Source organism: Caulobacter sp. GW456-12-1-14-TSB4 (assembly GCF_059424195.1).
This window is the reverse complement of record NZ_JBWKZF010000004.1, coordinates 1-20,257: the sequence shown is the minus strand read 5'-3', so window position 1 is coordinate 20,257 and position 20,257 is coordinate 1. Positions and strand designations below refer to the sequence as shown.

General features: G+C 68.3%; 17 protein-coding genes. 5 read left to right on the top strand and 12 right to left on the bottom strand.

Annotated features, from left to right (window positions below; genetic code table 11):
• The first annotated feature begins 111 nt into the window (after positions 1–111).
• Positions 112–1,365 (top strand): DUF4238 domain-containing protein, encoded by a 1,254-nt coding sequence (locus AC07YH_RS04790; protein WP_494745864.1) that lies wholly within the window; start codon positions 112–114, stop codon positions 1,363–1,365.
• A gap of 82 nt (positions 1,366–1,447) precedes the next feature.
• Here the strand turns inward: AC07YH_RS04790 and AC07YH_RS04785 are convergent, their stop codons facing one another.
• From AC07YH_RS04785 to AC07YH_RS04745, 9 genes are all read right to left on the bottom strand, one after another.
• Positions 1,448–1,840: a CopG family transcriptional regulator gene (locus AC07YH_RS04785; protein WP_494745863.1), complete on the bottom strand. Its 393-nt coding sequence runs from the start codon at positions 1,838–1,840 to the stop codon at positions 1,448–1,450.
• Positions 1,841–1,860: 20 nt separating this feature from the next.
• Complete coding sequence (locus tag AC07YH_RS04780; protein WP_494745862.1) at positions 1,861–3,813, bottom strand: conjugal transfer protein TraG; 1,953 nt, start codon at positions 3,811–3,813, stop codon at positions 1,861–1,863.
• 15 nt (positions 3,814–3,828) lie between these two features.
• Positions 3,829–5,538 carry a relaxase/mobilization nuclease domain-containing protein gene (locus AC07YH_RS04775; RefSeq protein ID WP_494745861.1) on the bottom strand — a complete coding sequence of 570 codons (1,710 nt, stop codon included), beginning with the start codon at positions 5,536–5,538 and terminating at the stop codon, positions 3,829–3,831.
• A gap of 228 nt (positions 5,539–5,766) precedes the next feature.
• Positions 5,767–6,591 carry a lytic transglycosylase domain-containing protein gene (locus tag AC07YH_RS04770; RefSeq protein WP_494745860.1) on the bottom strand — a complete coding sequence of 275 codons (825 nt, stop codon included), beginning with the start codon at positions 6,589–6,591 and terminating at the stop codon, positions 5,767–5,769.
• Position 6,592: 1 nt separating this feature from the next.
• Positions 6,593–7,096 (bottom strand): S26 family signal peptidase, encoded by a 504-nt coding sequence (locus AC07YH_RS04765; RefSeq protein WP_494745859.1) that lies wholly within the window; start codon positions 7,094–7,096, stop codon positions 6,593–6,595.
• Positions 7,093–7,551 (bottom strand): DUF2840 domain-containing protein, encoded by a 459-nt coding sequence (locus tag AC07YH_RS04760; RefSeq protein ID WP_494745858.1) that lies wholly within the window; start codon positions 7,549–7,551, stop codon positions 7,093–7,095. The genes AC07YH_RS04765 and AC07YH_RS04760 overlap by 4 nt, the downstream gene beginning before the upstream one ends.
• Positions 7,548–7,850 carry a helix-turn-helix transcriptional regulator gene (locus AC07YH_RS04755; protein ID WP_494745857.1) on the bottom strand — a complete coding sequence of 101 codons (303 nt, stop codon included), beginning with the start codon at positions 7,848–7,850 and terminating at the stop codon, positions 7,548–7,550. The genes AC07YH_RS04760 and AC07YH_RS04755 overlap by 4 nt, the downstream gene beginning before the upstream one ends.
• Positions 7,851–7,969: 119 nt before the next feature.
• Positions 7,970–8,728, bottom strand: coding sequence for a DNA -binding domain-containing protein (locus tag AC07YH_RS04750; protein ID WP_494745856.1), 759 nt, complete (start codon positions 8,726–8,728; stop codon positions 7,970–7,972).
• A 159-nt stretch (positions 8,729–8,887) separates the two neighbouring features.
• Positions 8,888–9,232: a helix-turn-helix domain-containing protein gene (locus AC07YH_RS04745; RefSeq protein WP_494745855.1), complete on the bottom strand. Its 345-nt coding sequence runs from the start codon at positions 9,230–9,232 to the stop codon at positions 8,888–8,890.
• On the opposite strand from AC07YH_RS04745, the gene AC07YH_RS04740 reads away from it, so the two are divergent.
• The 4 genes from AC07YH_RS04740 (at position 9,131) to AC07YH_RS04725 (ending at position 16,543) form a co-directional block, all read left to right on the top strand.
• Entirely contained in the window at positions 9,131–9,886 is a 756-nt protein-coding gene (locus AC07YH_RS04740; protein WP_494745854.1) for an RNA polymerase sigma factor, read from the top strand. The genes AC07YH_RS04745 and AC07YH_RS04740 overlap by 102 nt on opposite strands.
• A 14-nt stretch (positions 9,887–9,900) precedes the next feature.
• Complete coding sequence (locus tag AC07YH_RS04735; protein ID WP_494745853.1) at positions 9,901–10,899, top strand: FecR family protein; 999 nt, start codon at positions 9,901–9,903, stop codon at positions 10,897–10,899.
• A gap of 118 nt (positions 10,900–11,017) precedes the next feature.
• Positions 11,018–14,068: a TonB-dependent receptor domain-containing protein gene (locus AC07YH_RS04730; protein ID WP_494745852.1), complete on the top strand. Its 3,051-nt coding sequence runs from the start codon at positions 11,018–11,020 to the stop codon at positions 14,066–14,068.
• Positions 14,069–14,104: 36 nt separating this feature from the next.
• Complete coding sequence (locus AC07YH_RS04725; protein WP_494745851.1) at positions 14,105–16,543, top strand: S9 family peptidase; 2,439 nt, start codon at positions 14,105–14,107, stop codon at positions 16,541–16,543.
• Here AC07YH_RS04725 and AC07YH_RS04720 read toward each other — a convergent pair.
• From AC07YH_RS04720 to AC07YH_RS04710, 3 genes are all read right to left on the bottom strand, one after another.
• Entirely contained in the window at positions 16,438–18,288 is a 1,851-nt protein-coding gene (locus AC07YH_RS04720; protein ID WP_494745850.1) for a lasso peptide isopeptide bond-forming cyclase, read from the bottom strand. The two genes, AC07YH_RS04725 and AC07YH_RS04720, sit on opposite strands and share 106 nt — an antisense overlap.
• Positions 18,288–18,938: a lasso peptide biosynthesis B2 protein gene (locus AC07YH_RS04715; protein WP_494745849.1), complete on the bottom strand. Its 651-nt coding sequence runs from the start codon at positions 18,936–18,938 to the stop codon at positions 18,288–18,290. Before AC07YH_RS04715 ends, AC07YH_RS04720 begins: the two co-directional genes overlap by 1 nt.
• A 703-nt stretch (positions 18,939–19,641) precedes the next feature.
• The gene (locus tag AC07YH_RS04710; RefSeq protein ID WP_494745848.1) at positions 19,642–20,211 is read right to left on the bottom strand and encodes a GntR family transcriptional regulator; all 570 of its coding nucleotides are present in this window, start codon (positions 20,209–20,211) and stop codon (positions 19,642–19,644) included.
• Between the last annotated feature and the right edge of the window lie 46 nt (positions 20,212–20,257).

Sequence of the window (20,257 nt, the reverse complement as noted above, 5' to 3'; positions counted from 1 at the left end):
TTTTCGGCGCGTCGAGCCGCCGGCGGCAGGCCAAAGCCTGCCCGATGGGGGCGCGCCCGCAGGAGTCGCGAGCGGAGGCGGCGCCCGTCAGGGCCCGCGGCGGGACCGAGTGTGCCCGCCGGCGGCTCACCGAATGGATCGGCGCCGCCGGCCGGACGACATGCCGTAGAAAGCCGGCTTGCCGATCGCGCCGAGTCGCGGCGCCATTTGCGGATGGCCGAGAACAAGCGTCAGCATTATGTGCCGCAGTTCTACCTGCGCAATTTCGCCGCCCCCGGTCAGTCCGCCATCGGCGTCTTCAACATCGCCTCCGGCCGGCTGGTGCGCGGCGCCGGCGTCAAGACCCAAGCCTGTCGTTCGTACTTCTACGGCAATGACGACTTGGCCGAACGTCAGCTGGGGGTCTTGGAAAGCAAGATGAGCCAAGCGATCGCCAACGTCGTGAAGTCCGGCCTCCCCCCGAAGGTCCAAGGCGAGGATCACTTCAAGCTAGTCTATTTCATGATGCTGCAGAGCGCGCGTACGGCGCGCGCCAAGGCCGAATACCAGGCGCGTCTCGACGTCATCGCCAAGTCCCTCATCCGCCAGCAGTACGAGGGCTTTCGTCCGGATCTCATCGCGGCGCTCGACCGGGTCAAGATCACGCAGGAGGACGCCATCATAAGGGCCATGAACGCCGCGCTGGTCGGCGCGCCGGCCGCCTACGACCTGGCGTTCAAGCTGCTCGTCAACGAAACCACGGTCCCGTTCATCACGTCCGACCATCCCATCGCCCGGCACAACCAATTGCTTGAGGGACCGGTCGAACTGAGTACCGTGGCCATCGGGCTGGCGGGATTGCAGATCTTCGTCCCGTTGTCGCCGCGCCTGATGCTCCTGTTCTACGACGACTACGCGTATGCGGTCGGATCGGGGTCCAGCCGTAGCGTGCGGATCAGTCGCCCCGACCACGTGCGACAGATCAACCTGCTGCAATGGTACGAGGCCGAGGAGAACATCTTCCTCCCGTCCGACGCGGCCGAAGTGGACGTGCGCGCGCTTGCGGCAGAGGCCGCGACTTGGGGCCCCCGCAAGGGGGAATGGGTCGAGGAGATCGTCCTCGAGCGCACGGACACGCAAAAGCGTGTCCGCACGATCCATCGCGCTCCGTCGCGCCCCATCAGCCTGAATCTACCGTTCGTGCGTCTGCGCGGCGCAAGACCGGACATTACCGGCATGGACCAACTGCCGATGCGCTTCCCGGAATGGACGTCGCATCTTCACGAGTTGTCGGTAGCGCTCGACAGGGGCGAGATCAGTGAGACCCTATACCAAGCGCTGACCTCCAAGATCCCGTATCGGACCAAGGCTCAGCGCAAGCTCTAGTCACCGGAACGATTCGAACGTCCGCCCCTCAGATTCGTAGAGGAAGACGCCGGCAGCGGACCTTCGGAAGGTCAGAGAAGAGTCAGGTTGGGCCGCTCCCCTCCACGTCTTCTAGGACTTCGTTTCGAAGTAGTCGTCCTGCAGCAAGACGCCGAGCCAACGCTTCTAGAAAGCCTGAATAACGCTCCTGCCCCTTTGCGTTTTGGGCGCGCTGGTCACCCGACGTCATCGTGGGCGTGGCCGTCAGCCAGGCTTTCACGAATAGCGCGATGGCCTCGTTGGAGATGGTGACGTCCCGCGCCAGCCGCTCCACCTCCCGGGAGATCCGGTCGAGCCGACGCGTGACCGCCGCTTCGGCCATCTCCTCCCCGTCCGGCGACAGGTAGGCGGCCACGGCAGCCTGAACGATCTCGGACTTGGACCGTCGCATCCGCCGCGACGCCGCGTCCAGGGCCAGGGACAGATCCCTGGCCATGAACACCTTCGTCTGGACCTTCACAGCGGGATACCGTCGTCAGGGTCCATGGCCGCGATGCGCGCCGCGGCCCGAAACCGGCGAGACTGTTCGGCCTGGACAGCGTCGTCATCGTCGAGCTCCGGCTCCAGGGGCGTCTCAAACCGTTCGAATGGAGCTATCGGCGCTAGCGGATCAAGCTCCGGCTCAATCCGCAGGCCGCCGTCATCCTCCTCCGCGACCTTCAACCGATCGGTGCCCTCGCTCCCAACGATCGCCGAGAGCCATTCGGACACCTCCCCCGGCAGGAGGATGGCCGACTTCGCTGGCGGCAAGGCGACGCGCGCGGCGAGTTCCCGATCAGCGTAGTAGCGCACCTTCTTCGCCCGGATGGGCGATAGGCCGGAAACTTCGACGATCGCCTCGTCGGACGGCAACTGCATCACCTCGCCCGGGGTCAGCAGCGGCCTGGCCGTCTCCTGCCGGCTGACCATCACATGGCCGAGCCAGGGCGAGAGCCGGTGCCCGGCGTAGTTCTTCATCGCCCTCATCTCAGTGGCGGTGCCGAGACTGTCGCTGATCCGGCGGGCGGTCCGCTCGTCGTTGGTCGAGAACGCCACCCGGACATGGCAGTTGTCGAGGATTGAGTTGTTCTCGCCGTAGGCCTTGGCGATTTGGTTCAGGCTTTGCGCGATCAAGAAGGCCTTGATCCGGTACCCAGCCATGTAGGCCATCGACTGCTCGAAGAAATCTAAACGGCCGAGGGCTGGAAACTCGTCGAGCATCAGCAGCAATTGTGGCCGATGGCGCGCTTTCTCCAAGCCTTCGGTGAGCCGCCGGCAGATCTGGTTGAGGATCAGCCGGATCAACGGCCGTGTGCGACTGATGTCCGAGGGCGGGACCACGAGATAGAGCGAAACCGGCCGGCCCGGCGCGGCCAGGTCGTCGATCCGCCAGTCACAGCGCGAGGTGACGGCCGACACGATCGGATCCCGGTAGAGACCCAGGAAGCTCATTGCGGTCGACAACACCCCCGACCGCTCGTTCTCGCTCTTATTCAGTAGCTCCCGAGCAGCGCTGGCGACCACGGGATGGACGCGGTCGCCCAAATGAGGCGTGGCCATCATGGCCCGCAACGTGGCTTCGATCGTCCGGCGGGGATCGGCCAGGAAGTTGGCCACGCCCGTCAGCGTCTTGTCGGGTTCGGCATAGAGGACGTGGAGGATCGCCCCGACCAGCAGGCTGTGGCTGGTCTTATCCCAGTGCGACCGGCGCTCTAGCGCGCCATCCGGATCGACCAGGATGTCGGCGATATTCTGCACGTCGCGGACTTCGCTCTCGCCGCGCCGCACCTCCAGCAGCGGATTGTAGGCGCTGGAGAGCGGGTTGGTCGGATCGAACAGGAGGACCGGACCGATCCTGGCCCTGAAGGCAGCGGTGAGCTGCCAGTTCTCGCCCTTGATGTCGTGGATCACCGCCGAGCCGGCCCAGGTCAGGAGGCTGGGGACGACCAAACCCACGCCCTTGCCCGAGCGCGTCGGAGCAAAGCACAGGACGTGCTCGGGACCGCCATGTCTTAGATAGTGTTCGCCCAACCGGCCCAGGACGACGCCGTCCTGACCGAGCAGTCCGGCGGCGCGGGCATCGGCCGTGTCAGCCCATCGCGCCGAGCCGTAGGTGGTGACCTTCTTGGCCTCGCGGGCGCGCCAGATCGACATGCCGATCGCCACGAAGATGGCGATGATCGTGCCGCCAGCCGCCATGAACGCGCCACGCGCGAACACCTGCGGCGCATAGGCGTCGTAGACGAACCACCAAAAGAAGAAGGCCGGCGGTGGATAGATCGGCCATTGGCCGAGGTGAAACCAGGCTGGCCCGAGCTGCGGCTGGAAGCCCAATCGCCAGGCCGTCCACTGCGTCGCCAGCCAGACGCCGGCCAAGGCCAAGGCGCCGACGACCAGCACCTGGCCCCAGAGAATTTTCGTTCCGTTCATGGAGGAGGCTCACGTTCAAAGCCCTCTCCCCCGCTTGCGTCCCAGCGCCCAATCGACCCCTCCACCCGGGGTCATCGTCCCTTTCACCGCCTGCCCAAGGTGATCGTCCAAGGCCCTGGTCCAGGGTACCAACTGGAAGCTCAAACCATCGTCGATCATCGCGAAGCGTCCCGAAGCCAGGCCCACACGGCGCTGGTAGACGCCCTGCACCAGCTCGCCTGGCTTGGCGTCGCTGAAAGACGCCCCGGTCTGGCCGCTGAGATTGCCAGCCACCCGCTCCAGCTCCTGCGCGCGCAACGTCGCCAGCAACCCCGGCTTCGGTCGCCCAAGACGATCGAACAGACCCTGCCGTTCGAGGTGGTTTCGCCGCTCATCCAGGGCCGCGCGGACGTCCTGCCCGAAGCCATGGGACGCCAGGGCGGTCGGCTCCTTGACCACCAGCTGGCGGTCCAACCAGGTCGCGCCAGGCGCGGTCACCTGCTGCTCGATGGAAAGATCGGCGCGGTGTACGAGATCGAGGGCCGGCTTGCCGTCGTCCAGCCGGCGTGTGCGCAGCTCGACCAGACCGCCGATGGGCGTGTCGCCAGCCGCCCCGAGGTCACGAAGGCGGAAGTGGTGCAGGCGACCATCGACCCCGTCGACCACGACATAGGCCTGGCCAGTCATCTCATCGTGCAGTCCACGATCGGCGAGACGTCCCAGCACGGGCGCCTCTAGAACGGATCCCTGGATCTGCAGGTCGGCTGGATCGCGCTCGCCTCTCCAGGTCCGGTGCAAGGTCTTGATGATGTCGCCGCGCTCGCCCAGGGCTCGTAGACGCCTCTCCAGGTCAGGATCGAGCCGCCATTGCCCGTCCTGCTCCCAGGCCAAGCCGAGCTTCTGAAGATGCTGCGCTCGTCCGATCAGCCGAGGTGGCGCGGCCTCGCCGCCGGCGTCTGGTCGAAGATCGACGAGGCCGTCCGGACCGAGCTCGTCACGAAGCCTCCGGTCGAGACTCGTCCAGCGTTCCGCCCCGACCTCCCGGTCCAGGCTGGCGGCCAGTTCCGCTGGCGTCCGGGGGCCCAGTTCCAGGTCCACCAGCGCCTCGGCGCGCCGGCGTATGCCTTGGCCGATGTAGTCGCGATCGATGATGAGGTCTTGGCCGTCATCGCCGACGCCGCGGACCAGCACATGGACGTGGGGGTGCTCGGTGTTCCAGTGATCGACCGCGACCCAGTCCAGCCGCGTGCCCAGATCCTTCTCGGCCTGGGCCATCAGGTCTCGGGTCGTGGCCTGAAGGTCGGCGAGCGCCGCGCCATCCTCGGGCGAGACGATAAAGCGGAAATGGTGCCGGTCGTCTTCGCAGCGCCGAGCGAAAGCCTCGTGGTCGGCCTCGCCGTCGCGATCGAACATCTGCGCCGACGCGCCGTCCTTGGTGACGCCCTCACGCCGCAGGTAGCGGATGTGCAGGGCCAGCGGCGCGGCTCTGTAGCGTGCGCCCTGGTGTCGTACGATCCGGGCCTTGATGATCACCCGCCGGTTCGACAGGGAGGCACGCCGCCCGGCGTCACGCCCCCTGCCCGATCGTCGAAACCGCCCCCTACCCTTCAGGTCGACGGCGCCCAGGCCGCTCTTGCGCGAGGCGGACAGAACCTCGTGCACGAAGCTTCGGCCGCGCCGCAGGTTGCCGCCGCCGCGATCGCCGATCCGTCCCAGCCGCAGGAAAAACGCCTCGTCGTCAGACATAGCGGCGCCCCGGCCCAAAGGTCCCGGATAACCAACTGAAATCACTGGATAGCCGGGGAATTCCGGGACCTGTCGCCGAGAGCGGGTCCCGGAAATTCTCCAACACCACCAAGGCCTTGGACCCAAAAGGTCCCGGCCCTTTTATCTCGCCATCTTCGCCGAGCTTGAATTCCGCCCCCTTCAACGCCCTCCCGGCTCCCATCCAGCCGTGGGCAGCATGACGCGCCATCACGGCGACACCCGGCCGACAGAGCGCGCGAAGAGCTCAGCAGCGCCCACATCAGCGCCCAGGCCTTGCTCACCCGCGAACAGCCCCGCGCCCCGCCAGTCGCCGCGGACTGGCACCTGCGCCTTGATGCCCTGCCGACCGCCGACCGCGATCGAGCGCTCGACCCGAGCGACATAGACCACGGTCTCGGCGGGCAAGCTGCGTCGCCCTGCACGCGCCTCGGCGTATCGTCCGGGCCCAGCGTTGTAGGCGGCGATGAACCCGTCCTCGCCGAACCGGTCGAACAACTGGCGCAGATAGGCTGCTCCAGCCAGGATATTGGCGCGCCGGTCGAACGGATCGTCCCCGAGCCGATACTCGTCCGCCAGGGCCCGCCAGGTTGCCGGCATCAACTGCATCAGCCCCATGGCGCCTTTGGGCGATACCGCTTCCGGTCGGCCCGCGCTCTCGTTCCAGATCACCGCGCGGATCCAGAGCGGGGGAAGCCGAAACCGCGCGGCCGCCTCGTCGACGATCTCGTCGATCGAGGCCGGATCCGCGGGCCTGGGTGCGCCAATCGACGATGTCGGGATCGCCGTCCAGACGCAGAAAGCCAGTCCGAAGATGGCCGCACCCTGGCGGGCGCGGCGCGGCCACCAGGCCAGGTTCCCGCCAATCAGCAGCGTGCCGCCGTGCTCGGCGCCGTCAAGGGAAGCGCGCCCCGCGCGCCGGCCTTTCGGCCGCCCTTGACCGCCACTGCGCGCGGCCGCTGTGGCGACCTTGGCCGGGACCAGGAAAGAACCGCAAGGCGGGCCGAACAAGGAAAGAAGACGGACACGGGCCACTTCAGCGCCCCCATGTCCAAAGCGGAGACAGACGGCTGATGACGCAACGGCGCGAGAGTGGCCCGAAGTAGCGGCTGTCGAGACTCCGCGGCGCTCGATTGAGCAGGAACACCTCGTCGTCGCCCAGGCGGCGACAGACCTGCGAAGCCAACAGCCTCCGGCCCAGTCGGTCACGCTCCACGACCGCTCCCGACGGCGTGCCGTCAATGAAGACCTGGCCGCCTTGAACGCAGACGTGCTGCCCGCCGACGGCGGCGACATGCTTGATCAGTGGCACGTTGAGCGGCAGGTAGCGACGCGCTGCCATCCAGCGCGCCAATGCCTTCGGCGGACGGACCAGCGCCAGATCGCCGACCGCAACCGGGCGGCTGTCCAACCAGTAGAAGCCGACTGGCACGCTGGCCGTCGCGTTGAACACCAGGCGTTTGTCCGGCGGCGTGATGGCGGGCGCGGCGACCAGCGCACAACCGAAGACGACGATCAGAAGATGACCCGGCCGGCTCATCGCGCGAGCCTGCGCCGCAGGAGCCAGGCCCGGTGTCGCGCGCGATCATAGACGCGCGGCGGCAGCCCCACCCCGACCCGCGCGCCGACATGACACCAATAGTCCGGCGCGACGATCCCGGCGGCCAGACCTAGCCGCTCGACCCGATCGACCGCTTCCAGGACAGCCTGAACGCGGGTCCAGCCGCTGAGATCGAGCAGGATTTCCGCGCCCGGCGCGACGAAGGGATAGGTCGTGAAGGCCTCGCCCGGGCGCACGGCGCGCAGGATGGCGATACGGGAGTCGATCGTCCCGTACTCGCCGCTGCGCCAGCGCACGAAGGCGAAGATGGCGCCTGGCGCGAACTCCACGATGCGGCGTCGACGATCGATGATGCGTTCGCCGGCGTTTCGGCCAAAGCGGATCCAGCGCTCGATCTGACCGTCCAGCCACAGCAGATCCACCTGGGTGTTCATCGCGCGGCCTCGTCATCGCGCGACGCCGGCTTGGAAAAGCCCGGCGCGACGGCGGCGTGACGCTTGGCCGGCGACACGAACTGGGCGTTGGGATCGCTCGTCGAGGTGCGCGCGCCGCGCTCGGACCAGGCCTGCAGGTCTTCGAGCGTATAGACGACCCGACCGCCGATCTTTCGGTAGACCGGGCCCGTGCCGTACGAGCGATGCTTCTCCAGGGTGCGGTCGGACAAGCCCAGGAAGCGCGCGGCTTCCGGCGTCCTCAGATGTCGCGGCGGAAGCGCGGCGCCGTTGTCGGTCATGGCGTATCCTCGGCGACGCTCGGATAGGGCCGGCGTCGTTCGGATAGGCTGGCGGTGTCCGGGCCCCTTGGGGGATGACGAAGACAGGGGGCGCCGTTTTCGTCACCCCCTCGCCGTCCCTAGAGCCCGCCTCGGAGAAGCTGCAGGTATCCGCCGTTCATCAGCGCCCTACCCGCCCGAACAAGCCGGATCGTCGCGGCCCTGACCGAGGCGGTCTTCCACGCCTCGCCATCGAGCGCTCGGCTTCCGAAGACGTGCTCTGCGATCGTGCGGTAGTTGTGGCCGTCCAGCGCGCCGTCCAGCGCGGTCAGGCAGCGATGAAGCCGGGAGAGCTGGGCGGCGGTCAGGTGAGATTTCGGCGGCGGCCGCCCCGCCGAGAGGCGATCGAGGGCCTCGACGGCGCGCACCCGGAGCCTGAAGTGCTCGTCGTAAGAAAGCGCGATGACGAGCGGCGCCCCCGTCTCCGCGCCGCCCCGGACCAGCATCTGCAAGCCCCAACGGGTGCGCAGATGAAGGCCGTCCTCGGCGCGAACAAGCTCACCGCCCGGCAAAGCGTAAGGCGCGCCACCGACAAGGTCGGCGGGCCGTGTCTCGGCCGGCAGGACGACGCCCGGCGCGACCTCCGGCAGCCAAAAGACCCGCGCCTCCTCGGCGGCCAGCGCGGGGTCCGCGGCGAACCGAAGGCCCCATCGCCGATCGATTGGCGCCAGCGGCTCGCGCCGGTCGCGCCGCCAGGCCGTGTAAGCCGAGCGATAGTCTGGATTTCTCCGCAGGAATTCCCAGGCCAGGACCGGAGCGCTGAACCAATGCTTGGCGCCGCCGCCGGGCCTTCTGCCGGGCGGCCGTCCTGCTCCCGACGAGACGACGGACACGGCCATGCTTCGATGGCATCAGACCAGTGTACGAGGACCGAAGCTGAGCCACTGAAAATAGTCCGGGTTCGCCACGTTCTTCGATAGTCGCGCGGCAAATCGAGCGGCGAACTACGAATTCGACGCGGTGGCTAGTGCGAAACGCTGCACTTAAACCGGCACAGTTTAGAGCTTCGACTTGCGGCTCAAAGCGGTCGAGACAAGCTTGTCGATCCACTCAACATCGTCGTTCGAGAGCTCAGTGAGCCTTCCGACCAGCCGAACTAGTGGATCCTCGCGCCCATCCCGTGCGGCGAAATCGCCAGCTTCAAAGAAGTCCCGAACATCGACATTGAGCGCTTTCGCAAGATCGACAAGCGTGTCGAAGCTCGGCGCATACGCGCCACGTTCCATCCGACTAATCGTCTCTTGCGCCATGCCGATCTGCTCGGCGAGTTCGGTCTGATTCAGACCTGCGCGATCGCGATGGTGGCGTATCAGACCGCCGACCTGTTCTCGCAAACTCGCCATAAGCTCGTGCCCTGCCACTATGGCAGGACTTTCCGCGCGTCCCAGTCAGGACCACAGGTCGCCAAACATCATAAATCTTCGCTTTATGACTTCACACATCATAACAACCGTAGGATTCTGTGGGCGATCGTTGTTCGGACTCCCCCTGTGGACACCACCTCACCGCCTGCCCCGCCTCGCCCGTCGCTCACCGACTCGCTCGACCGCCTCTTCAGACGCCACGACCGATGGTTCCGGCCACTGATCCGACGCCGGCACGGCCATTTCGCCGCCGACGACCTCGTGCATGAAAGCTACCTTCGGGCCGCGCCTTATCTGGCGGCCGGGACGCTCCGTCATCCCAAGGCGCTATTGGTCCGCATCGCCGACAATCTGGCGTCGAACATGCGGCGCGACAGCTATCTTGAGATCACCGAAGACCCCGCTTCGAAGCCGCTCGAAAAGCACGCTACGACAGCCACGCAGGACTATGCGGTGACCTTCAAACAGATCGTGCTGGCCCTACCGGCTGAGTTGCGCGATGTTTTCGTTCTCAACCATGTACAGGGCATGACGTACGAGGAGATCGCCGTCCATTTGGGAATTCCGCGGACGACGGTTCACCATCGGATGCGCAAGGCGCTGGAGAAGACCTCTAAAGCGATGCGGGACTAAGGCGGACGCTCGACATGATCGATGACCGACGAAAGACCCTCCGCCAGGAGAAGGAAGCGGCTGCGTGGTTCACGATGCTGAACGACAACAGCCGCGAGGTCGAAAACGAGGACCTCGAACGGTTCGACGCCTGGATCCAGCGCGACGACAATCGCGCCGCCTATCGCCGGATTGAGGACATCAGCAGCGCGGCCAACGACCTGCGCGACGACCCGGACATGCGCGCCGCGGCGCGTGAAGCGCTCACTCGTCCCCGGGCGCCAAGCGCGCCGACGATGCCGCCGATCCAGCGCTCGCCGCGCCTTTGGGGCGGCCTTGCGCTGGCCGGCTTGGTCGCGGCCGGCCTGGTTATCGCCATCGGTGCGCAGCCCAAGATCTACCAGACCGACGTCGGCGGGCGCACGACGGCGCACCTGGACGATGGCTCCACGGTGCAACTGAACACCGACACGCGCCTGAAGGTACGGTTCACCCGGGGCGAGCGACGGCTCGACCTCGTGAAGGGCCAGGCCTTCTTCGAGGTCGCCCATGACGCCAAGCGACCGTTCCTGGTGAGCGCCGGCCCGATGGAAGTGCGCGCCGTCGGTACGCGCTTCGACGTCCGCCACGAGGGCCCAGCCGCGTCGGTCGTGCTGGCTCAGGGCCGCGTGCGCGTGAAGGAAAATGACGCCCAGGGCCGCGACTGGACGCTGTCGCCCGGCCAGGCGCTGGCCATGCGTCCGGGCCATAAGCCCCAGCCATCCAGCGTCGATGTCGCCACGGCCACCGGCTGGCTCAACAACGTCATCACTTTCCAGGACATCGCCTTGGTCGACGCCGTGGCGGAGATGAATCGCTACGCGCGCGCCAAGATCACGCTGGCGCCCGGCGTGCCCGTCCAAGCCACCATCACCGGCGTGTTCGCGCCCGGTGAGCAGGACGAGTTCGTGGCCGCGGCCGTGGCCAACTTCGGCTTGGTGGCAAGCCGCAAATCCGACGGCGGCGTGGAACTACGGCCACGCTCCGGCGCTTGATGACATAATTATTTCGCAAGCCCGCTACCAACGGGCGGCCCCTCACGTGTCTGCACCCGAAAGCTCGCCGGCAAAAAGCGCATCATGACGATCGCGCCCGGCGCTGCCGGGGGTTTGTATGGGTCGGTTCACCAAGCGTTTGTTGCTCAGCTCCGCGCTGACCGCGTTCATGTTCGGATCAGCGCATACGGCCAGCGCCGTGCAGCCGGCCGCCGCGCCCGCCGAGCAGCGCATGATGTTCTCACTGCCTGCCGGCGCGCTCGACAAGTCGCTGCTGGGTCTGGCGCGTCAAAGCCATCTGCGGATCATGTTCGCCAGCGCGCTGGTTGCAGGACGGACCGCGCCGGCGATCCAAGGACAGCTTACGGTGCATGAGGCGCTCGATCGCCTGCTGGCGGGCACGGGGCTGGAAGCCCAACGCCCCCGCCCCGGTGTGCTCGTCCTGCAGCCCACGCGCGCTCGGCTGACCCAGACGCGTACGGCCAGTCCCGCGCCGGCGCGGCAGGCGGCCGTCCAGGCACCCGCGCCCGTGAGCGTGGCGGACGATCCAGAGGTCACCCGGCTGGAAGAAGTGGTGGTCGGCAGCCACATCCGCGGCGTCAAGGACGGCCCTTCGCCGGTGATCGTGATCAGCCGCGCGGACATCGATCAGGGCGGCTACGCCACGGTGGCCGACGCCCTGACCAGCCTTCCCCAGGCCTTCGGCGGCACCACCGCTGATGACGTGGCGCTAGCCGGGTCCGATCCGACCACCACCAATTCGGGGCTGTCGACCGCCGTCAATCTGCGCGGCCTGGGCGCGGACGCCACGCTGGTGCTGATCAATGGCCGGCGGATGGCCGGCGCGGGATTGATGGGCGACTTCGCCGACATCTCGATGATTCCGGTCTCGGCCGTCGCCCGCATCGAGGTGCTGACCGATGGCGCCTCGGCGCTCTACGGCTCCGACGCCGTTGGCGGGGTGGTCAACATCGTCATGCGCGACCGCTACGAAGGCATCGAGACACGCGCCCGCGTCGGCGGCTCCACGCGCGGCGATCTGGGCCAGCATCAGCTGGCCCAGACCCTGGGGCGGTCGTGGAAGAGCGGTTCTGTGCTGCTCACCGCCGAGTACCAGCGCCGCGACCGGTTGGCAGCCTCGCGCCGCGATTACACCGCCAGCACCGACCTGCGGCCGTTCGGTGGCGTCGACCACAGCGTCTTCTACAGCCAGCCGGGCACGGTGATGACCCTGGACCCGACGACGTTCGCGCTCGTGCCCAGCTACGCCATCCCGGTTGGCCAGGACGGCACGGCGCTCAAGCCCGGCGACTTCGTGGCCGGCAAGAACACCTCCAACTACCGCTCCAGCCTCGACATCCTGCCCACGCAGGAGCGCGGCAGCGTCTATTTCGCACTGTCGCAAGACGTCGGCAGCCACGTCGCGCTGAACGCCGAGGCGCGCTACAGCGACCGCCGCTTTTCGGCCTTCAGCTATCCGGGCATGGCGCTGCTGACCGTGACCCCGGCCAATCCCTACTTCGTCTCGCCCAACGGCTCCTCGACCGACTACATCGCCTACTCGTTCGCCAACGAGATGGGCGGCAGCAAGTCGGCCGGGGAAGTCCAGAGCCGCAGCCTGACGCTGGGCGCCAAGGTCGACCTGCCGGCCGCCTGGCGGCTGGACGCCTACGTCCTGCACGCCGAGGAACTGGGTTCCTACCGCTCCTCGGGGATGCTCAATTCCACCTTCGTCAACGAGGCCCTGGGCACGACACCCGACGATCCGGCGACCGCCTTCAGCGCCGCCCGCGACGGCTATCTCAATCCCTTCATCGGCACAGGCCGCAACAAGGCCGCCGTCCTGGACTTCATCGCCCAAGGCTTCCAGAGCACCCACACCCTCGGTCGGCTGGACGCGGCCAGCGTGAGCGCAGACGGCCCGCTCTGGCGGCTTCCAGCAGGCGCGGTGAGCCTGGCGGTCGGCGCACAGGTCCGCGCCGAGAAGATCAAGAATGTCGGCATGGCCTGGACCTCGGGCCTGGCGCCCACGCCCACCCAGCCGGGCCGCGGCGATCGCACGGTCGGCGCCCTGTTCGCCGAGTTGCGTGCGCCGATCTTCGGCGAAGCCAACCGTCGATCGGGCCTGGAGCGCCTCGAGCTGTCGGCCGCCATTCGCACCGAGCGCTACGAAGGCGGGCTGGAAAGCACCGTGCCGAAGTTCGGGGTGGTGTGGTCGCCGCTGACGTCCTGGACCGCCAAGGCCACCTATGGGCGCTCCTTCCGCGCCCCGTCGCTCGGCGAACTCAACGAGCGCACCAACGCCACGCCCGTCACCTTGACGGTCAACGGCGCCAGCGTACTGACCTTGCTGCTCTACGGCGGCAATCCCAACCTTCAGCCGGAGACGGCCAAGTCCTGGACGGCGGGCCTGGAGTATTTGCCGACCGACCAGCCCCTGCGGCTGAGCGCCACGCTGTTCGACACCAAGTTCGAGCACCGTATCGGCCAGCCGGCGATCAACAACCTATCGACGGTGCTGACCGCCCCGGACCTGGCGCCGTTCCGCCAGTTCATCAACCCGATCTCCAGCGCCTCGGACCTGGCCCTGGTGCAATCCTATCTGCAGTTTGCCGCCTCGAGCGCCGCAGGGCTCTACCAACCGCAGGCCTATCGCGCGATCGCCGACGCCCGGTATGTCAACGCCGGGGCCTTTGAGGTTCGAGGCCTGGACGTCTCGGGCAGCTACAAGCTCTCGGTGCGCGGCGATCCGCTGGTGCTGAACGCCAATCTCTCGTGGCTGATGTCCTACTCGCGCAAGGTCACCACCGCCGCCCAGAAGACCGAACTGGCCGGCACGGCCGAGAACCCGGCCGACCTGCGCGCCCGCGCGTCGGCGGCCTGGATCCATGGTCCGGTGACCACCAGCCTGTCGCTTAACCACATCGGCGATCTCTACACGACCGAGGGGCGGCGCATGCCCAGCCAGACGACCGTCGATCTGCAGCTGCAGTACGTCGCGCCCGCCAAGGCCGGGCCGTTGCACGGCGTGACCCTGGCGCTCACCGCGCAGAACCTCCTGGATCGTGACCCGCCGTTCTACGACTCCCCACAGGGTGTCGGATTTGATGCGGCCAATTTCGAGCCCACCGGACGCGTCGTGGCGCTGCAGCTGACCAAGGCCTGGTAGGCCGTCTTCCCTCTTCTCCATTTTAAGGACCACGTCATGCGCGTTTCCGCAGGGCTTGCGCTCGCCTGCGCCCTTTCCAGCGCCGCCCAAGCCGCGGCCCGCCCTTTCATCCTGGACGACCAGTTGTCGCTCCAGGACTTCGGCCGGGTCGCCTTTTCCCCCGATGGCCGCTGGCTCATCGCCGAGCAGTACGGGCGCTACCAGGACGCCCCTAACTTCGACCACGAGTTCCTCGATCACCAGGGCGCCAGTCGCCTTTATCTGGCCGACCTTCGCATGGGGTCAGCGCCCCGGGTGCTGCTGGCCGAAGACGTCAGGGCTGGCGACACCTTCGGCGCCTTCTCACCGGACGGTGCGAAGGTGCTGGTGTTCCGCCTCAAGGATCATCGGCGCGAGATGGGCGTCGTTGATCTCCTGACCCGCGCGGTGACCTGGTCGGGTCTCACGGCCGATCCGGAGGAGTGGTCCGCCCAAGCCCGCTGGCGCAACGACCATCAGGTGGTGGTGATCACCCGCTCGCCCGAAGCGCCGTCCATGCTCCTGGGGTCAGGCTGGCAGACCCAGGCGCGAACGGCGGCGGCCTGGGCGGCGAACGGCCGAGGCGACTATTCCGGCGTCACGCTGGGCAGTGGCCGCTATGGCGGCCTAAACGCCGCCCCACCCGACTACGGCCTGGCGGTATTCGATCTCTCCACCGGCCAGTCGCGTGTTCTGGCCCAGGGCGGCTTCGTCGACATGCTGCTGTCGCCGGACGGCCGCGCCGTCGCCCTGGTCCAGGAAGGCGAGCTGACGGCGGCGGCCGCTGGCGGTGTCATCCGGCTGTCGAGTCCGCCTCGCCGTCGGCGGCTCGTGCTCGTCGATCTGGAGACCGGGTCGCTGACGCGCCCCTGCCCGGCCTGCGACCTGGCGCCCAACAGCTGGGCCTGGTCGCCTGACAGCACCGGGGTCGTGGTCGCCGCGCGCGATGAGCCGGCGTTCGACGCCAGCTATCGGTACTGGCGCCTGGACGCCAACGGCCGGGCCGCCCGGCTTGCGCCGCAGCTGCGCCTGGCGCTCGTGGCGGGCGGCAACGTCTGGGCGCCGACAGGCCAGGTGGTGTGGCTGGGTCCCGATCCGGTCGTGCTGGCGCGGTCCGAGACCACCGAGCGCTCGGACTGGTGGCGCTTGACGGCCAAGGGCGCCGTCAAGCTGACCGGGGCCCTCCCTGGCTCGCAAGGCCGCGCCCTGGCCGCCGACGCCAAAGGGGTCCTGCTCGGCGCCGCGACGGGCCTGGTCAGGCTGCCGCCGCAGGGCGCGCCGAGCGTCATCGCCCCGCCGACGGTTTCCTGGCAGCCACTGCGAATCTTGCCGGGCCAGCCAGTGAGCCAGTTGCTAGGCCGGGAGAAGGACAGTGGCCGACTGATCGACACCAGCGGCGCCAAGGGCCAGGCCGCGACCGCGCCCGAAGACGCCGACCTGCGCGCGGTCTCGGCGAACGGCGATGTCGCCGCCATCATCAAGGACGCGCACGGCGTGCGGACCCTGACCCTCTACCGCCCCAAGGTCCGGTCCAAGGCGCTGCTGACCATCAACCGCCAGCTGGCCGAGGTGCAGTTCAGCCGCCCCGTCGCCATCAAGCACGAGGGTCGCCACGGCGAGGCCCTGACCAGCTGGCTCTACCTGCCGGCGGGCCACAAGGCCGATGACGACCGCCCCGTCATCGTCGTCCCCTATACCGGCGACCGCTACGACCGCCCGCCCTCGCAGTTCGAGCCGGGCTCGGTCTTCCCGCTGACCAATGTCCAGCTCATGGTGGCGCAAGGTTATGCGGTCATCGCGCCCAGTCTGCCGCTGGGGGCAGACGAGGAACCGGGCGCCGGCTTGGCCGACGCCCTCCTGAGGATCGTCGACAGCGCCCATGCCCAGTATCCCGGTGTCTCGGACACGCGCATCGCGCTGTGGGGACAAAGCTTCGGCGGCTGGAGCACCCTGATGGCCGCGACCCAATCGCCGCGCTTCAAGGCGATCGTGGCCACCGCGCCGGTCAGCGATCTGGCGACCTTCCACAGCGCCCTGCGCCCGGTCAGCCTAGCGGTCCCGGAGGTGGGCATGTCGCTGACCAACATGCAGGGCTGGGCCGAAGGCGGTCAGGGACGGATGGGCGGTCCGCCCTGGGCGGCGCTGGACCGCTATGTCCGCAACAGCCCCCTGCTCCACGCCGACAAGATCTCCGCCCCGGTGCTTATGGCCTATGGCGATATGGACTTTGACAGCACCCAGGTCACGGCGATGTTCCTGAGCCTGGCGCGCCAGGGCAAGGACGCCCAGCTTCTCTACTATCGCGGCGAAAACCACGTGGTGCTCAATCCGGCCAACATCCGCGACCTGCATCAACGGGCGTTCGTCTTCCTGGCCGACGCGTTGGGCGCGCCGGCGCTCGCCGGTTCGGCCACGGCCGCGCCCGCCGCCTCGGTGGCGATCCGCGCTTCCCAGTGACGGACCCACGCCTCCAAGGTCACCGCGGTGAGGATTTCCTTGGAGGCGTCTTTCCAGACCAGCGCCTCGGGCTCCAGGGCCGCCGAGAGCTCGGCGGGGTCGATCAGGCCGCGCGTGGCCAGGCGACCGTCCAGCAGGAAGCCCCTGAGGAAGTCGGCGCTGGCGGCCAGGCTTTTGCCTACGAAGACACTGATGTCGCCCTTGGACCGCCGCTCCACGATGATGCGCGGCAGACGCGCGGCGAAGGTGTCGCGCGCGAAACTGCGCTCGCGCTCGCCGGCGCTGAGAACGGGCGCCGGGATGGCCAAGCAGGCTTCCACGATCGGCTGGGATAGCAAGGGATGGACCAGGCGCGCGCGTTCGCCGCGGCCGGTCGCGCCATTGACGTTGAGATTGGAAGCCAGGGCGGTGATCTGCTGGCGCTTGGCCGGCGACACGCCGGCCAAGTTGTCCAGCCAGGCGTGCGACGGCCCGACCAGCCGGCGACGGGCGGCCTCCGCGCGCATCAGCTGACCGTCATAAGACAATCGCGACGGCTTCAAGGTCAGCGCCTCCAGCGCCAGGCTCCATACTGAGCGCCGCGTCCTGCGCGCCACCTCCTCCAGCCGGCGCAGGCGCGAGCCTTCACACGGCGCGCCGCGCAGAAGATCGCTGGCCAGGGCGCTGGCCGCGACCTGATAGAAAACGGTGTCGCCGCCGTGCCCAGTGAACAGCGCCGTGGCCCGGCTCTCCTCCAGGGCCGCGACCAGGCCGGCGTCATAGTCGGAATCCAGGGCATTGAAGTTGGGCCTGGCTGGCCGGCCGCTGGCGGCAAGGCTGGCGGCGGTCATGGTGAAGGGCTGGCGACGCACGGTGTGCAGCGGCGCGCCGATCTTGTCGGCCACTGCCTGGGCGTAGCGGCGCTCGTCGGCCTCCGGCTCGTCGCGATAGAAGTTGATCGCCGCTTGGGGCCCCAGGTCGGCTGCCGCCAGGCTCGTGGCCACGATCGCCGAGTCCAGACCGCCGGAGATCTCGCACAGGATCCTGGCCTCACCGCCGGCCAGCGCCCGGACACAAGCATCAACCGTACGGCCCAGGGCCAGGCGATCGGGCCAGCCTCGTCCCCTGGCGGCGCGAACGACCGCCGCGGGGCTCCACAACACGGTCTTGTCGCGCAAGGCTGGGCCGTGGAGCACGCTGCCGGGCTCCAGGTGCGACAGACCCTTGAGCGGCGGCGCGCCGAGCGCCGCGCTGATCGGATCATCAAGGATCCGGGTCACCTGATCCCAGTCGATGGCCAGGTCCGACGGGCCGGCCTGTCCTTCGACAGCGCGTGAGCTGACGATGCTCACCCCGTCACGCCGCCAGGCCAGGACCTCCAGTCCGCCCGAAGGATCGCGAAGGACCATGGGGTGCTCTGGCGCTGCCCCGACGAAGACGGCGACATAACCGCCCCAGCAATGCCGGATCAGGTGACCACAGGCCTCCAGAGGGGCGAGCTGGGCGAGGCCCTCCAGCCGGGCGGCCGCCACCTCGCCAGCGTCGGTGGCGGCGCGATCGAAGGCCTGGCCGACCAGCACGCCGGCGACGCCCTTTGCACCGTCCAGCAGTGAGATGTCCGGCGGCGCGGCGCCTTCGGTGAGGACCGCCAGGCGGAAGGCGCGATGGGCCAGTCTCCAGCCCTGCTGCAGGAGGTCGACGACCATGGCCTCACAGGCGGCGCTGGGCTGGCCAGGCGCATGGGTGAGGACGATGTACCCCACCATCAGCGGACCATGATCGGATGGTAGGCGATCAGGCGTTCGGCCTCGTCGTCGAGCGCCAGGTCGTCGACCTGCAGCCAGCAATGGGCCGCGAACGGCCAGGTGCGGACCCCGAAGACCCAGTCGACGTGATGGCCCAGGGCCAGCAGATACCGTCGCAGGAGCCCGCTGCGAAAGAGGCATACGCCATCGAACGGCAACCAGGGGGCCAGCGTCCTGAAGGCGTCCAAGTCGGCGAGCAGGGTTGGACCTGCGGGTCCTGCAGGCGTCCGGCGCGGAGCCGGCAGGCGCTTGGCGAAGGCGCGTCGCTGGTCGCGGCTGTTCGCCAACCCAGCGGCGATGGCCGCGCGCCAGTGACGCCAGGCGGGCGGCCGGCGCTGGTCGGCGGGGAGGTTTTCGAGAACGGCTCGTGCGGTCCGCCGAGGCCGAACAATGGTCATGGCCGGCTCGGTTGGCGGCGACGGGGTGGCCAAGCCCGCCGCCAGGAGGTCTTCGGCGAGCGTCTCGGCCGATAGCGTCAAGGCCTGCCCCTCGATGCGCAGGGCCTCAGCGATCGCTGGAAGGCAAAAATAGGCGTTGGACGCCACGTCGAGGAACACGGCGTCGTCGCCGATCATGATCCCGCGCACGCCGTCAGCCAGCCATAGAGTCATGGCCTTGCTCCAGAAAGGTCATGGATTGAGGAGGTCGCCGTGCGCCCCCCCCGGGCGGCGCCGACTAGGTCGGGTTGTAACGGGCCGCGGTGACGTCTTCCAAAAGCAGGCCCAGCAGGGCGCCGCGGGTCAGGCGGCTGGCGTCGCCAAGGCGGATCAGTCGAAACGATAAAGTCACGTCGGTCTCCCGTCCCAAAGCCACGAAAGCGCGGCGAGACAAGGAGGCGGCGGCCCGGACGTATATTCAAACCTATATTTGAAATAGGTCCGGGCCACCGCGTGGCCGGACTAGGCCGGCATCTGGCGCCCGGGCAGGAGATCTTCGGGGAAGCCAAAGATGCCGCTCTGGGTGAGGCGGTTGGCGTCGCCCAGGCGGATCAGGCGGAATGTGCGTTGCATGGTCGTTGCTTTCGCGGTGTGGCGCCGCCGAGGGCGACGCGCGGTGAAGAGGTGGCGGAGCGACCGCGCGAGCCGTTGGATCGGCGCTCGCGCCGCCTTGCGTCCGGGGCGGTCAGGCCGGGGTCTGCCGGCCCGGCAGCAGGTCCTCGGGACGCCCGACGATGGAGCCCTGGGTCAGGCGATGGGCGTCGCCCACGCGGACCAGTCGGCTGGTGCGATGGATCTTGGTCATGATCGTTCTCCTCTTGAAGAGCTGCGTCTTGCAGCCCCTCAATGAGGCGAGCTCAGGTGGCTATATTCAAATCTATATTCGGGGAGATTTGATCAGGCCTAGGGCGATGGCCAGGATCTTGCCGCTCTGGGCGGCGCGCCGGGAGAAATGGCGCCGCACCGCGCGGACCAGCGCCGGCTGACCGGCCTCCCAAGACAGGGGCGGCGCCTCCCGCTCGCCCGCGCCAAACAGCGCCGCCTCCGCCTGCGACAACGGCGCCAGCTGGGCCTGCACGCGGGCGCTGGCTCGCGCAAGGGCGCGGTTGGGCGCGGCCTGGGCCGCCGTCAGCGGGTCGGCGACCGCGAACGCGGCCAAGTCTATGCCCGGCGTTTGAGCCGCCGCCACCGTCAGGACGCCCGCCAGATCGTAGAGTTCGGCGACCCGGTCGGGATCGTGGAGTAGCGCGGCATAACCATGCGGGGTCCTGACGATGAGGTCTTCACCGGCCAAGCGGGCCAGCACTTCGCGCACGGGCGTAGGGCTCACGCCCAACTCTTCGGCCAGGCCGCTGATCGGCAGGGGCGCGCCCTGCATGGGACCAGCCTCCGCCAGGCGTTGGCGCAGGGTCTCCAGCGTTCGGTCGAAGGGATCGCGATCGCGCACCGATCAAGGCTCCAAGGGGCCTGACATGCTGGGCGGGGTTGTGGGC

What these genes read in the sequence shown, in the direction of transcription:
- AC07YH_RS04715 (WP_494745849.1), bottom strand. Translation starts at nt 18,938, where the DNA reads ATGACTCTATGGCTGGCTGACGGCGTGCGCGGGATCATGATCGGCGAC.
- AC07YH_RS04745 (WP_494745855.1), bottom strand. Translation starts at nt 9,232, where the DNA reads ATGGCGAGTTTGCGAGAACAGGTCGGCGGTCTGATACGCCACCATCGC.
- AC07YH_RS04750 (WP_494745856.1), bottom strand. Translation starts at nt 8,728, where the DNA reads ATGGCCGTGTCCGTCGTCTCGTCGGGAGCAGGACGGCCGCCCGGCAGA.
- AC07YH_RS04755 (WP_494745857.1), bottom strand. Translation starts at nt 7,850, where the DNA reads ATGACCGACAACGGCGCCGCGCTTCCGCCGCGACATCTGAGGACGCCG.
- AC07YH_RS04780 (WP_494745862.1), bottom strand. Translation starts at nt 3,813, where the DNA reads ATGAACGGAACGAAAATTCTCTGGGGCCAGGTGCTGGTCGTCGGCGCC.
- AC07YH_RS04775 (WP_494745861.1), bottom strand. Translation starts at nt 5,538, where the DNA reads ATGTCTGACGACGAGGCGTTTTTCCTGCGGCTGGGACGGATCGGCGAT.
- AC07YH_RS04785 (WP_494745863.1), bottom strand. Translation starts at nt 1,840, where the DNA reads ATGGCCAGGGATCTGTCCCTGGCCCTGGACGCGGCGTCGCGGCGGATG.
- AC07YH_RS04725 (WP_494745851.1), top strand. Translation starts at nt 14,105, where the DNA reads ATGCGCGTTTCCGCAGGGCTTGCGCTCGCCTGCGCCCTTTCCAGCGCC.
- AC07YH_RS04735 (WP_494745853.1), top strand. Translation starts at nt 9,901, where the DNA reads ATGATCGATGACCGACGAAAGACCCTCCGCCAGGAGAAGGAAGCGGCT.
- AC07YH_RS04720 (WP_494745850.1), bottom strand. Translation starts at nt 18,288, where the DNA reads ATGGTGGGGTACATCGTCCTCACCCATGCGCCTGGCCAGCCCAGCGCC.
- AC07YH_RS04760 (WP_494745858.1), bottom strand. Translation starts at nt 7,551, where the DNA reads ATGAACACCCAGGTGGATCTGCTGTGGCTGGACGGTCAGATCGAGCGC.
- AC07YH_RS04765 (WP_494745859.1), bottom strand. Translation starts at nt 7,096, where the DNA reads ATGAGCCGGCCGGGTCATCTTCTGATCGTCGTCTTCGGTTGTGCGCTG.
- AC07YH_RS04730 (WP_494745852.1), top strand. Translation starts at nt 11,018, where the DNA reads ATGGGTCGGTTCACCAAGCGTTTGTTGCTCAGCTCCGCGCTGACCGCG.